General features: G+C 50.8%; 13 protein-coding genes and 1 other RNA gene. 8 read left to right on the plus strand and 6 right to left on the minus strand.

Features of this window, described 5'->3' with window-relative positions; genetic code table 11:
* Positions 1 to 2: 2 nt before the first annotated feature.
* Positions 3 to 1,133: a tRNA guanosine(34) transglycosylase Tgt gene (gene tgt, locus BM030_RS09585; RefSeq protein ID WP_090973371.1), complete on the minus strand. Its 1,131-nt coding sequence runs from the start codon at positions 1,131 to 1,133 to the stop codon at positions 3 to 5.
* 91 nt (positions 1,134 to 1,224) lie between these two features.
* On the opposite strand from tgt, the gene BM030_RS09590 reads away from it, so the two are divergent.
* The 7 genes from BM030_RS09590 to BM030_RS09620 all read left to right on the plus strand — a co-directional run bounded on the left by BM030_RS09590 (position 1,225) and on the right by BM030_RS09620 (position 6,784).
* Positions 1,225 to 2,367 carry a glycosyltransferase gene (locus BM030_RS09590; protein ID WP_090973372.1) on the plus strand — a complete coding sequence of 381 codons (1,143 nt, stop codon included), beginning with the start codon at positions 1,225 to 1,227 and terminating at the stop codon, positions 2,365 to 2,367.
* On the plus strand, positions 2,358 to 3,002 hold the full coding sequence (gene rsmG, locus BM030_RS09595; protein ID WP_090973373.1) for a 16S rRNA (guanine(527)-N(7))-methyltransferase RsmG: 645 nt from the start codon (positions 2,358 to 2,360) through the stop codon (positions 3,000 to 3,002). Before BM030_RS09590 ends, rsmG begins: the two co-directional genes overlap by 10 nt.
* A gap of 120 nt (positions 3,003 to 3,122) precedes the next feature.
* Positions 3,123 to 4,250 (plus strand): DNA-processing protein DprA, encoded by a 1,128-nt coding sequence (gene dprA, locus BM030_RS09600; RefSeq protein ID WP_317615106.1) that lies wholly within the window; start codon positions 3,123 to 3,125, stop codon positions 4,248 to 4,250.
* 41 nt (positions 4,251 to 4,291) lie between these two features.
* Positions 4,292 to 4,390: signal recognition particle sRNA small type (ffs, locus tag BM030_RS09605), an RNA gene on the plus strand.
* 60 nt (positions 4,391 to 4,450) lie between these two features.
* Positions 4,451 to 5,293, plus strand: coding sequence for an acetyl-CoA carboxylase, carboxyltransferase subunit beta (gene accD / locus BM030_RS09610; RefSeq protein WP_090973375.1), 843 nt, complete (start codon positions 4,451 to 4,453; stop codon positions 5,291 to 5,293).
* Positions 5,294 to 5,401: 108 nt separating this feature from the next.
* On the plus strand, positions 5,402 to 6,370 hold the full coding sequence (locus BM030_RS09615) for a M23 family metallopeptidase (RefSeq protein WP_090973376.1): 969 nt from the start codon (positions 5,402 to 5,404) through the stop codon (positions 6,368 to 6,370).
* A 78-nt stretch (positions 6,371 to 6,448) separates the two neighbouring features.
* Positions 6,449 to 6,784, plus strand: a complete 336-nt coding sequence (locus BM030_RS09620) for a MerR family transcriptional regulator (protein WP_090973377.1) — start codon at positions 6,449 to 6,451, stop codon at positions 6,782 to 6,784.
* On the opposite strand, the gene fbp is transcribed toward BM030_RS09620, so the two are convergent.
* The 3 genes from fbp to BM030_RS09635 form a co-directional block, all read right to left on the minus strand.
* On the minus strand, positions 6,781 to 7,809 hold the full coding sequence (fbp, locus tag BM030_RS09625; protein WP_090973378.1) for a class 1 fructose-bisphosphatase: 1,029 nt from the start codon (positions 7,807 to 7,809) through the stop codon (positions 6,781 to 6,783). The two genes, BM030_RS09620 and fbp, sit on opposite strands and share 4 nt — an antisense overlap.
* A 106-nt stretch (positions 7,810 to 7,915) precedes the next feature.
* Entirely contained in the window at positions 7,916 to 8,410 is a 495-nt protein-coding gene (locus tag BM030_RS09630) for a metallophosphoesterase family protein (RefSeq protein WP_090973379.1), read from the minus strand.
* Positions 8,411 to 8,432: 22 nt separating this feature from the next.
* The gene (locus BM030_RS09635; protein ID WP_090973380.1) at positions 8,433 to 9,152 is read right to left on the minus strand and encodes a tRNA1(Val) (adenine(37)-N6)-methyltransferase; all 720 of its coding nucleotides are present in this window, start codon (positions 9,150 to 9,152) and stop codon (positions 8,433 to 8,435) included.
* An 80-nt stretch (positions 9,153 to 9,232) separates the two neighbouring features.
* Here BM030_RS09635 and hutH point away from each other — a divergent pair, with 80 nt between their 5' ends.
* A complete protein-coding gene (gene hutH / locus BM030_RS09640) occupies positions 9,233 to 10,801 on the plus strand; it encodes a histidine ammonia-lyase (RefSeq protein WP_090973381.1) in 1,569 nt (522 codons plus the stop codon).
* Positions 10,802 to 10,815: 14 nt separating this feature from the next.
* On the opposite strand, the gene BM030_RS09645 is transcribed toward hutH, so the two are convergent.
* Together BM030_RS09645 and BM030_RS09650 are read right to left on the minus strand one after the other, a co-directional pair.
* Positions 10,816 to 11,502, minus strand: a complete 687-nt coding sequence (locus BM030_RS09645) for a response regulator transcription factor (RefSeq protein WP_090973382.1) — start codon at positions 11,500 to 11,502, stop codon at positions 10,816 to 10,818.
* Between the two features lie 100 nt (positions 11,503 to 11,602).
* Positions 11,603 to 12,700, minus strand: coding sequence for a TlpA disulfide reductase family protein (locus BM030_RS09650; RefSeq protein ID WP_090973383.1), 1,098 nt, complete (start codon positions 12,698 to 12,700; stop codon positions 11,603 to 11,605).

A 12,700-nucleotide genomic window follows, 5' to 3' on the forward strand; every position in this document is an offset into this window, starting at 1 on the left:
TGTCAAAGCCTTTCATCCAATTGCTTTACCATCTTGCTTTTCCATTCATGGAAATCCCCCGCCACAATATGGGCACGGGCCTCCCCTACCAGCCACAGGTAAAAATGCAGGTTATGCAACGATGCTATCTGTGCACCCAAGATCTCCTGCGAACGAATCAGATGCCTTAGGTAAGCCTTACTGTATACCCTATCGGCCAGTAAATCACTCTCGGCATCCAGCGGTGAAAAATCAGTTTCCCACTTTTTATTTTTGATGTTAATGATGCCTTGCCGGGTAAATAGCATTCCATTGCGTGCATTGCGGGTGGGCATCACGCAATCAAACATATCAATACCCAGTGCAATATTCTCCAGGATATTGACCGGCGTACCCACTCCCATCAGATAACGTGGCTTTTCTGCCGGAAGTATACGGCATACCACTTCAGTCATGGCGTACATCTCTTCCGCCGGCTCCCCCACGGAAAGCCCGCCGATAGCATTTCCCTCGCGGCCGAAGGCGGCAATGGTTTCGGCCGACTTTTCCCGCAGGTCGCGGTATACCGAACCCTGGACGATGGGAAAAAGGGTTTGTTCATAACCATATAACGGTTCAGTGGCATCGAACCGTTCGCAACAGCGCTTAAGCCAACGGTGCGTCATGTCGAGCGACCGCCTTGCATACTGATAATCACAGGGGTAAGGGGTACATTCGTCAAAAGCCATCACGATGTCGGCGCCGATCACACGCTGGGTATCCATCACGTTTTCCGGCGTAAAAAGGTGTTTGGACCCATCAATATGGGAACGGAACGTGACACCTTCTTCGCGTATTTTGCGCACTTCGGTAAGCGAATACACCTGATACCCCCCACTGTCTGTCAGGATAGGCTTCTGCCATCCGTTAAATCGGTGGAGCCCTCCTGCACGCTGCAGCACGTCCAGTCCCGGCCGCAGGTAAAGGTGGTACGTATTGCCCAATATGATCTGGGCTTTTATATCGTCCGCAAGTTCATGCTGGTGCACAGCCTTCACCGTGCCCGCCGTACCTACGGGCATAAAAATAGGGGTTTCAATGGTGCCATGGGCTGTTTCCATAATGCCCGCGCGTGCCTGCGTATGCTTATCTGTTGCCTGAAGGGTAAATTTCATTCCGTTTGCGTTGCGCAAACTTAGACAAAATGCTTCGCATTTTCGAACGCATACAATAACAGAAATGTAAATCGTTATCTTTGCCGCACGTATGGAGATATTCAGCCAAGTAGCCGGAATCGGTTTCTTTCTTCTGTTGGGAGGGTGCGGCCTGTTCCTGGTCATCCAATTATACTACCTGCTGGGAGTTTACCGGAAACTGGCGGCCTACACCGTTCCGCAGACACCAGAAAAAACGGCCAACCCACCCCTATCCGTGATTATTTGCGCACGCAACGAAGAAGAAAACTTACGAAAAAACCTTCCGAAAATACTCGACCAGGATTACCCGGAGTTTGAAGTGATTCTGGTGAACGACTTCTCGGAAGATGATACCAAGTGGTTACTTAAGGATTGGAGCCAGCAATACAGCCACCTGAAAACGGTAGAAATTGCTGAACACGTCCGCCTCAAGCATGGCAAAAAGTTTGCGCTCACCCTGGGTATCAAAGCTGCCCGGCATGAACATTTGGTATTTACAGATGCCGACTGTTTCCCGCAATCCGACCAATGGCTCCGGCAAATGGCCGCCGCTTTCAGCGGTGGTGAGGAAATTGTGCTTGGGTATTCGCCCTACTTGAAAAAACGCGGATTCCTGAATGCCCTTATCCGCTTTGAAACGTTCCACACCGCCATGAGTTACCTTTCCTATGCACTCAAAGGGAACCCTTATATGGGGGTCGGCCGCAATATTGCCTACACAAAAAGCCTGTTTTTCCGTGGCAAGGGCTTCGCGGCACACATGCACATCCCTTCGGGGGATGACGACCTTTTTGTGAACCAGAACGCTACACCGCATAATACGGCTATCTGCATTCACCCTGACGCCCATGTATGGAGCGAGCCCAAAACTGCATTCGCGGCCTATGCAAGCCAAAAAACCCGGCATGCCGGTGCATCAAAAGCTTATAAGCCCGCCCATCGGCGGATGCTGGCCACACAACTCATCAGCGCCATACTTTTTTACGCGGTTGCGCTCATTACGGTAGTCCTGTATCCGTCTTACTGGTACATGGTGTTGGGTGCTTACCTGCTGCGGCTGCTCGTCCAGCTTGTTGTCTATTACCCGATCATGAAGAAACTCCAGACCCAAGGGCTTATCTGGGCGTTGCCGATCCTTGATCCGGTTTATTATGGCTATATCTGCATCAACGGTTTCTTCGCACTGTTTAAGAAAGACGTCACATGGAAGTAACGCTTGATCCCTCGGTAGATATCGTTTATCGCTACTTTCCCAGGCTTTCGGCAAAGCAACGGGAACAGTTCGGCCAATTAGGCGAACTGTATCCGCACTGGAATGCGCAGATTAATGTCATTTCCCGTAAAGATATCAGCAGCCTGTACCTTCATCATGTGCTCCATTCACTGGGCATCGCCAAATTCACCAACTTCACGCCGGGCACACGTATCCTTGATGTAGGCACCGGCGGCGGTTTCCCCGGCATCCCCCTGGCCATACTGTTCCCCGACGTGCATTTTGACTTGGTTGATTCCATCGGAAAAAAAATCAAAGTGGTGCGGGAAGTCTCCGCAGCACTGGAACTGGAAAACGTATCCGCATACCACATACGTGCAGAACAACTGGACGAAAAGTACGATTTCGTGGTGTCGCGGGCGGTTACCCGCCTGGCTGAATTTTATCCCTGGGTGGCGAATAAAATTTCACGGAAAACCAAAAACGCCATTCCCAACGGAATCCTCTACCTTAAAGGCGGTGATTTGGGGGAAGAAATACGGGAAGCCCGGTTGCCTGCGGATATATATCCGCTTTCGGACTACTTCAAAGAAGCGTTTTTTGAAACGAAATCTGTGGTTTACGTACCGGTTTAATCGCCCGGACGGAGCCTGGCAAAAACGGCTATTTACTTAATGCGTGCATCGGCATTAAACATGATTTCCGCCAACGGCCGGATAGGTTCTGGACATTCGGCTGCCGAATGATTATTTCAATTGAACAATTTTGTATATTCGCCTATCCAGATGAACCTGCTGCATTACATTGCATTAACCAAAGTCAGAGGTATCGGCCCGGTGATCGGACGGCACCTGATTGATTATTTCGGCGATGCCGCAACTGTGTTTACGGCGCCGGCGCGCGAACTTATGGCCATCCCGGGCATCGGCCCCCGGCTGGCGGAGTCCATAACGGACGCCCGGGCGTTGCACGAGGCAGAAAACGAGCTCAGCTTCATCGAGAAACACAGCATCCAGGCACTCGTGTGGGGAACCCCTGATTACCCCAAGCGTTTGGCGGAATGCAGTGATGCTCCTCTCCTGCTTTATTATAAGGGAGTAGCCGACCTCAACGCCTCGCCAACCGTCAGTATCGTAGGCACCCGTAATGCCACGGCCTATGGCAAATCCATCTGTACGGCGTTGGTGGGCGACCTTAAGCCATACCGTCCGGTCATTGTTAGTGGTTTGGCCTACGGCATCGACAGTTGTGCCCATCGGGCCGCACTGGAGCATGATATACCGACAATAGGTGTATTAGGTCATGGGCTCGACCGCATTTACCCGGCTGCCAACCGCGGAATGGCGGCCAAGATGCTGGAATGCGGAGGCCTGCTCACGGAGTTTCCGTCGGGCACCACACCCGATAGGCAGAACTTTCCGATGCGGAATCGGATTATCGCGGGATTGGCTGATGTAACCATCGTTGTCGAGGCGGCCCACAAAGGCGGAGCATTGATTACAGCAGAAATTGCAAATACGTACAACCGCGATGTATGTGCCTTCCCGGGCAATGTAGGCCAGGCGTCATCTGCCGGATGCAATTACCTCATCAAAACCAACCGGGCACACCTGATTACCGGCGCGAGAGACGTTGAATACCTAATGAACTGGGAACCCCAATCGCAACCGACTGTATCTCAAACGCAATTACTGCAAACAACCCTTACCGACGCGGAACAAGAGGCATACAAAATCATTCAAGAAGCCGGAAAAATAGGTGTAGACGACCTGTCCAGTACACTCCAATGGCCCCAAAGCAAACTGGCCATCACATTGCTTGAAATGGAAATGAAAGGGGTTATCACTGCCTTGCCCGGCAAGGTATACCGTATAATAAGTTAATTTTTATTGCACGGTATTGCCTTTTTCCGTACCTTTGCCGTGGGTAAGTCTTTTACGACCAGCTCCTCGAGAATCCCCCAGGGTGGGAACACAGCAAGGGTATCGGGTTGTAGCGGTGCGATAAAAGGAGCTTGCCCATTTTTTGTTTTGCATATACCCTCAACTTTGCCTAAGTTTGCATCCCATAATTTTCGATTTGAATGAGTTGGTTTAGACGTGAAAAGGCCGGGATAAGCACGGCCACGGAACATAAGAAGGAAGCGCCCGATGGCCTGTGGAACAAATGCCCTTCCTGTAAAAAGCCGTTGCTGAATATCGAGCAGATAGAAAACAAATATGTATGCCACTACTGCGGGTATCACCTGCGCATCGGATCTGCCGCTTACTTTTCCATACTTTTTGACGACAACCAATTCACCGAGCTGTTCGCCAACCTCCGTTCTGGCGACCCGCTTAACTTTGAAGACACCAAAAAATATACGGAAAGGCTGGAAGAAAGTTATGCCAAAACCGGATTGAATGATGCCATCCGCTGTGCACACGGCAAAACCGAAGGGCAGGATATCGTCGTCGCCTGTATGGACTTCACCTTCATTGGAGGCTCCATGGGATCCGTGGTCGGCGAAAAGATTGCCCGTTCAATCGATTATTGCCTGGCAAAGCGTATCCCGTTTATGCTGATATCCAAATCTGGAGGCGCGCGTATGATGGAAGCTGCCTTTTCATTGATGCAGATGGCCAAGACGTCTGCGAAGCTTGCCTTGTTGGCCGAAGCGAAAATTCCGTATATCTGTTTGCTGACGGATCCCACCACGGGCGGTGTAACGGCTTCCTATGCCATGTTAGGCGACATCAACATCGCAGAACCCGGGGCACTGATAGGTTTCGCGGGGCCTCGCGTCATCAAAGAAACCATAAAAAAAGATCTGCCTAAAGGCTTCCAAACGTCGGAGTTTTTGCTGGAGCACGGATTCCTCGATTTCATCGTAGACCGCCGCCAGCTTAAACAGAAGATTGCGCTGTTCCTGAAAATGGTGAATTAACAACTTTTGTTTGAGTTTTAACATTTTTTCACATATTTGCGTAGGCTAACTGATTAGTTTTGTGCCGGACCTCTTCTGCCTTCACCGGCAGGTATCGAAAAAATACGGATGGCTAAAACGAAGTACCATTACAATTCACATACTTTAAAATACGAGCGGGTAAAAACAAGCACAAAAACCTGGGCGTTACGAGCCCTCGGTTTCCTTACCAGTTCCTTTGCCTGTGCCCTTTTTCTGCTTTACGTAGGCTTCACCTTCATCGATTCCCCCAAAGAGAAGCAACTCCAGCGCGAGGTCAACCAGATGGCACTACAGTACAACATCATGAAAGAACGGCTCAAACAGATGGATGCCGCGCTGGAAAACATGCAACATCGGGACGACAACATCTACCGGGTTATCTTTGAGGCTGATCCCATCGATCCGGATATCCGCAAAGCCGGTTTCGGAGGTGTTAACCGCTACAAAAACCTGGAGCATTTCCGACATTCGGATCTGATGATTGAAACGGCCAAGAAACTCGACTACCTGTCCAAGGCATTATACGTGCAATCCAAATCGTATGACGAACTTACGGCAATGGCCAAATCCAAAGCGGAAATGATGGCCTGCATACCGGCTATTCAGCCAGTGGATAGCCGCAAAATACGGGGCGGGATTTCCGGATTCGGCATACGGATACATCCCGTATATAAAATCCGGAAAATGCATGCAGGCATAGACTTCACCGCGCCCGTGGGCACCCCCATCTATGCGACAGGAAACGGCCGGGTAGCAGCAGCCGGCGCGGACGGCGGCTACGGACGCCGCGTAATCATTGACCATGGCTATAGTTACAAAACCCTGTATGGCCATATGAGCCGGTTTACCGTTAAGGAGGGCCAGCGGGTAAAACGGGGCGACCTTATTGGCTATGTGGGCAATACCGGAACCTCAACCGGCCCACACCTGCACTACGAGGTGCATAAAAACGACCAACCCGTAAACCCCATTAATTTTATTTATAATGACCTCACGCCGGCCGAATATTCGGCCATACTGGAAGCTGCTTCGCAGGAAAACCAGTCGTTTGACTGAGTAAATTCGGTTTAGATTACAGAATAATCCAACTGTGTTGTATATTTGCTTTAGAACAACGCATTCCATTGTTGCAATATGCCTTATAAAGAGCGCGAAATAAACAAACTCTATTACACCATGGGTGAGGTAACCGCTATGTTTGGCGTAAACGCTTCGCAAATACGGTTTTACGAGCGGGAGTTTGACATCATCCAGCCAAAAAAGAATAAGAAAGGCAACAGGATGTTTACACCCGACGATGTTGCCAATCTGAAAATCATTTTTAACCTGGTGAAAGATAAGGGATATACACTTCAGGGTGCGCGCGAATACCTCCGGAATAACCGGAACGAAGCCCGCGAGCACCAACGCGTCATCGACTCCCTTCAGCGCTTAAAAGCGTTCCTGCTTGAGGTACGCGACAGCCTTTAAGCACCTGCCGATACGCGGTGCGGCTCGGCAGTCCGGATAAACTCCTCCACTTTCTCTACCATCTCCGTACTGCCAATAAAAATAGGCGTACGCTGGTGAAGACCTTCCGGCTGGATATCCAGTATGCGTCGCTGGCCATCGCTTGCTTTGCCTCCCGCCTGCTCAATAATAAACGCCAGCGGGTTGCATTCATACATCAGTCTGAGCTTACCGTTCGGATGGGATGATGTGGTCGGGTACAGGAAAACCCCGCCCTTAATCAAGTTACGGTGTACATCTGCTACCATTGACCCGATATAACGCGATGTGAACGGCCTCATGGTTGCCCGGTCTTCTACCTGGCAGTATTTTATGTAGTTTTTCACCCCCTGCGGAAATTCGATGTAATTGCCTTCATTGATCGAGTAAATTGTACCGCTGCGCGGGATCTGCATATTGGGATGGGAAAGACAGAACTCGCCGATAGACGGGTCGAGCGTGAAACCATTGACCCCCCGTCCGGTGGTATATACCAACATGGTAGATGAACCGTATATCACATAGCCAGCTGCAACCTGGCAGATGCCTTTCTGCAGAATTTCGTCCGGTTTCACAGCGCCTTCTGTCGCCGTGCGGCGATAGATTGAAAAGATGGTGCCTACCGATACGTTGACATCGATATTTGAAGAACCGTCCAACGGATCAATACAGACAATGTATTTGGCATTCCGGGATATTTCCGAGTGAATGGAAATGCAATCGTCATGCTCTTCCGATGCCACCACACAGCATTCGCCACCACTGCGCAAAGCGGAAATAAACTGCTCATCCGCATAGACATCCAGTTTCTTCTGTCCCTCGCCCTGTACGTTGGTGGTGCCGTTATCGCCAAGGATATCCACCAGCCCAGCTTTGTTAACTTCACGGTTTACAATTTTCGCAGCAATACCAATATCACGCAGCAGTCTCGACAACTCACCCTTTGCATAGGGAAAATCGGCTTGCTTCTCGATAATAAACTGGCCCAGCGTAGTCACTTTTGTCATAGAGCAGAATTTAGTTAGTGTATTTTTTTCAATTCAACCATCGCAAAATAACACAGATTGCCAGTCTAAAACAAGGATTTTAAAAAATCTTAGTGTAAACCTGCTATTATCGAACCGACAGTTCTATAGCTTCCATACCTTCAATGCGGTTATCGTCTATGCTAAATCGTAAAAGTGTTCGAACCTTGTGCCATCCCTGTTTTCCCGCCGCACCCGGGTTCAGGTGCAGGCATTGTAACTTTTGGTCATACATCACCTTGAGTATATGGGAATGTCCGCAGATAAAAAGCTTAGGGGGATGCTGCCGGATTTCCTCCCTGATACCGGGATGGTACCGTCCGGGATAACCGCCGATGTGTGTCATCCACACATCCACGCCTTCGCAACGGAAGCGCAGGTGTTCGGGATATAATGCCCGGATATCCTTCCCGTCAATGTTGCCAAAAACTCCTTTCAACGGTCTAAACGCCGCTAAGGCATCTGCCACGGCGATGGTCCCGAAATCGCCGGCATGCCATATTTCATCACACTGCTCAAAATGTCTGAATATGGCTTCATCGAGGTAGCCATGGGTATCTGAAAGCAATCCTATCCTGGTCATTCAACAGCGAATATAGGGATTCTTAAAATGCCAGGAAAAAGTCCTTCAGCAATTCACGGTAATTTTGGCTGTAAACGCCACGGTGTTCATATATCACCAAATCACGATGCATTTCACCAGCCACGTCGTCAAGAGGGGCCTTTCCGATGGCCAGTATCCGCCGGATAGGTGGTTGAGCGCTAAAAGACCGGATATCCGTCTGCCATTGCACCGTCATACCATACGTGCCTGTTGCCCGGTTTTCAACCCAAGCAGCCAGCGCCACAGGAAGCACCAGTTGCAAACTTCCCCGGGGAGCCAGCCACTTGGCCGCCCGCTCCAGCAATCCGTCGAAAAACCCGGTGTCCGCGTGCCGTGCCACCTGTTTCCTTACATCGTGGCTTTTCAGCGAATGGATAAAAAAGGGTGGGTTGGAAACGATGAGGTGATAAGATACTGTCGCCTCAAACGCGTCCAATGGCACAGGACAGCTTCGCATCCGTTGCGCAAAAGGCGAACCGGCAAAATTCCGGGCGGCCATTTCTGCGGCTGTCTCGTCGATTTCCAAGGCATCCACCAAAGCCGATGGAAAACGCTGGGCCAACATCAGCGCAATGACACCGGTGCCGGTACCGATATCGAGGATGTGGGACGGGCTATCGAATGCTGCCATTGCGCCCAGCAACACGCCATCGGTATTGACTTTCATTGCGCATCCCGTTTGGTCTATGCTGAATTGCTTGAATCTGAAAATTCCTGACATGAAACAAAACTAACCGGTATTTGGATATATAACGAATACTTCCGAACATTGTAACAGCTACCTTCATAATACATGCAGGAATGATGAAAAATTTTCGATACGGCACCGACAGACTTACCATTGGCACAGCCATGGCATTGACCCAGGGAAAACTTAGCGGTTCATTGACAGCCAAAGCTCGCCATAACATAGACCAGTCGGCAAAATGGGTAGCGGATATCGCCAATCACAGCGATGCGGTATATGGCATCAACACCGGGTTCGGGCCGCTCTGCGACACACGCATCTCGGCAGATGACACGGCGAACCTGCAGCATAATCTCCTGAAAAGCCATGCGGTTGGCGTAGGCAGCCCTATTCCGCCCGCTATCGCCAAAACAATGATGATTATTAAGGCCCAAGCACTGGCGCAGGGCTATTCCGGCATACGGTTGCGCACGCTGGAACGGATCATCTGGATGGCCGAGCAAGACATCATCCCGGTTGTCCCGCAGCAGGGATCTGTGGGTGCTTCGGGCGATCTGGCACCGCTTTCGCACCTTTTTCTTCCGCTGATAGGCCATGGCGAGGTTTATTACAAAGGCGAAACCGTACCCGCTGCAGATGCCCTGCAAGCACTGGGCATGCCGCCGCTGCAATTAGGGCCCAAAGAAGGCTTGGCGCTGATTAACGGCACGCAATTCATTGCCGCCCACGCCGTACATGCACTGTACCGTCTGCACAACGCATTGGAAGCCGCAGACATCATCGGCGCCATGTCGCTTGAAGGCTTGATGGGTTCATATCAGCCGTTTGACCCGCGCCTGCACCATATCCGCCCCTTCCCCGGCAACCAGTTGGTTGCCCACCGTCTCTGGGAGCTGCTCCATACATCGGAAATTGCCAACTCCCATCCCGATTGCGGGCGTGTGCAGGATCCATACTCCCTGCGCTGCATGCCGCAGGTGCACGGTGCATCGCGCACGGCTTGGCTGCACCTGAAAGAACTTACCGAAATTGAAATCAACGCAGTGACCGACAATCCGATTCTGCTGGGACCGCATGACACCATCAGCGGTGGTAATTTCCATGGCCAGCCGTTGGCTATGGCACTGGACTACGCCACGGTGGCCGCAGCAGAAATAGGCAATATTTCCGACAGGCGGAGTTACCTCATTATCGAAGGCAGGTACGGGTTGCCCAAGTTACTCATCCAGGATGCGGGACTGAACTCCGGATTTATGATCCCCCAGTATACCACGGCGGCCCTCGCATCGGAAAACAAAACCCTTTGTTTCCCTGCCAGCGCCGATAGCATACCAACTTCGCTGGGTCAGGAAGACCACGTATCCATGGGATCCATCAGTGGCCGGAAATTAATCCAAGTGATTGATAACCTGGAATACATCCTCGCCATCGAATTGCTGTACGCCGCCCAAGCCATCGATTTCCGTCGACCGCTGAAGTCATCGGCCGTACTGGAAGCCTGCCATGCACTGGTGCGTTCTGAAGTTCCGTTCACCGATCAGGATCGGGTTTTCGCATACGATATCAAGAAACTCCAGTACCTTATCCACAGCGGCAGGCTCGTGGACGAAGCGAATCACGCCGCACGGATGTACGATTGTCCCCTCGACAAAGCCGTTTACGGAGCGTTCAACCTGCCGTAGCCGGCGAGAAGTGGTTAAGCCTCGAATTTGTATCCGACACCCTTTACCGTGGAAACGTAGTTTTCACCGATTTTTTCACGCAGCTTGCGGATATGTACGTCGATGGTCCGGTTAGTTACCACCACCGAATCTTCCCAGATGTTTTTGAGGATAACCTCACGGGTATACACCTTCCCAGGTTTGGAAGCGAGTAAGTAAAGCAACTCAAATTCTTTCTTGGCCAGCACGATTTTTTCGCCGTCCTTGAACACCAGGAAAGCCTCCCTGTCAATCACTAAATCGGCAATTTCCAATTTTTCATTGGGCAATTCTTCACTGTGTGCATTACGGCGCAGAATCGCGTTGATGCGACTTAACAGCGCACGGGGCTTGATGGGTTTAGCGATATAGTCATCTGCTCCAACGTTGAAGCCTGCTATTTCAGAATATTCTTCACTACGTGCGGTAAGGAACACCATGAACGTGCTTTTGAATTCCGGCATCGCCCGCATGATGCGGCACGCTTCTATTCCGTCCATTTTGGGCATCATCACGTCAAGGATGATCAAATCGGGCATGATTTTCTTTGCCGTCGATACCGCCTCTTGCCCGTTTGATGCGGTGTGCACCTGGTAGCCCTCGCGTTTAAGGTTATAGGCAATAAGTTCTACGATATCAGGCTCATCATCTACCACCAATATTTTTTGTTTTGCAGTGCTCATGGTGTTTTTTTTTGCTAAAATATGTACTTAATGGTAAATAACGGTTAATTTGATATTAACAAATTATTAAACAGCACATTACATTAACATAAAATAAGCACTAATCCAATGTTTTCTTTAAAAAGGATCCGAGCTCATCGCCGCGCAGGTTTTTGGCAATAATGATGCCTTCGGGGTCCAACAAGTACGAGGCCGGGATGGCCTGTATCCGGTACAGCCCCACCACTTCGCTGCCCCATTGCTGCAAATCCGAAACCTGCGTCCACTCCAGCCCATCGTCCTTTATGGCGCGCATCCACGCCCCGGGGTTTCCGTCAAGCGACACGCCCAATACGGTAAATCCCTTATCCTTATACGCTTGGTATTGCTTCACGATATTCGGGTTCTCCTGACGGCAGGGCACACACCAGGATGCCCAGAAGTCCACCAATGTGTATTTCCCCCTGAAATCCGATAGCTTTACAGGTTTGTTGTCCGGCGTCAGCGAACTGAAGTCCGGTGCGGGCTGCCCCACAGCAAGGCGTTTAAGCTGCGCCATTTCGGCAAGAAATTGCCTTACCTGCGCATTATCATCCCAACGGCCCGCTATACGGTCGGCATAAGCAATCAATTCTACTTCTGCCGATTCGCGATCCAGTGTGTTCATGGCATAAAATCCGGCAAGATCATCATGCTGCTGGGCAAACAGGATTATCTTATCCGTATAGCCCTGTATTCCGGCGCGGTATTTCGCGATATACTCCTGGCGGAGCGCCATCAGCGCCTTGTCGTCCAATCCGGATGCCTCAGCAGCAAACGCTTCTTCCAGTTCCGCTTCAAACCGCTGTTTCTCAGCAAGCGTTGCGGCTACCTGTTTAATTTTTACTGATAATGGAGACCCCGACACTTCATAATCATCACTTTCTTGCGCAAGGTCTGCCCGGAGCACAACCTGATCACCCGGTTGCAGGACAAGGTGGTACCGGTTTTCTCCGGCAGCCAGGGTGAGCAACCGCGGGTGAGTGGCTGTACGGCGGAAACGGAACTCGCCCCGCTCATTCAGGAAAACGGAATCGAGTTTCCGGTCGCCGTCATAAAGCACCGCGGTACGGACGTTTCCGGTATTACTCAATTGGCCTTCAAGCGTAAACCCTGTGTTGTCCGCGCAGGCCAGCAGCAGGAGCAAGATTCCACTGATGATTAGCGTATGCGTTCTCAT

The sequence above is a fragment of the Parapedobacter composti genome (assembly GCF_900112315.1).
Taxonomy (GTDB): domain Bacteria; phylum Bacteroidota; class Bacteroidia; order Sphingobacteriales; family Sphingobacteriaceae; genus Parapedobacter; species Parapedobacter composti.

Excerpts from the sequence above, each read along its gene's own strand:
- accD (WP_090973375.1), top strand. The coding sequence starts at position 4,451 with ATGAGTTGGTTTAGACGTGAAAAGGCCGGGATAAGCACGGCCACGGAA.
- BM030_RS09650 (WP_090973383.1), bottom strand. The coding sequence starts at position 12,700 with ATGAGAACGCATACGCTAATCATCAGTGGAATCTTGCTCCTGCTGCTG.
- BM030_RS09635 (WP_090973380.1), bottom strand. The coding sequence starts at position 9,152 with ATGTCAGGAATTTTCAGATTCAAGCAATTCAGCATAGACCAAACGGGA.
- BM030_RS09620 (WP_090973377.1), top strand. The coding sequence starts at position 6,449 with ATGCCTTATAAAGAGCGCGAAATAAACAAACTCTATTACACCATGGGT.
- fbp (WP_090973378.1), bottom strand. The coding sequence starts at position 7,809 with ATGACAAAAGTGACTACGCTGGGCCAGTTTATTATCGAGAAGCAAGCC.
- BM030_RS09630 (WP_090973379.1), bottom strand. The coding sequence starts at position 8,410 with ATGACCAGGATAGGATTGCTTTCAGATACCCATGGCTACCTCGATGAA.
- hutH (WP_090973381.1), top strand. The coding sequence starts at position 9,233 with ATGATGAAAAATTTTCGATACGGCACCGACAGACTTACCATTGGCACA.
- BM030_RS09590 (WP_090973372.1), top strand. The coding sequence starts at position 1,225 with ATGGAGATATTCAGCCAAGTAGCCGGAATCGGTTTCTTTCTTCTGTTG.
- BM030_RS09615 (WP_090973376.1), top strand. The coding sequence starts at position 5,402 with ATGGCTAAAACGAAGTACCATTACAATTCACATACTTTAAAATACGAG.
- rsmG (WP_090973373.1), top strand. The coding sequence starts at position 2,358 with ATGGAAGTAACGCTTGATCCCTCGGTAGATATCGTTTATCGCTACTTT.
- tgt (WP_090973371.1), bottom strand. The coding sequence starts at position 1,133 with ATGAAATTTACCCTTCAGGCAACAGATAAGCATACGCAGGCACGCGCG.
- BM030_RS09645 (WP_090973382.1), bottom strand. The coding sequence starts at position 11,502 with ATGAGCACTGCAAAACAAAAAATATTGGTGGTAGATGATGAGCCTGAT.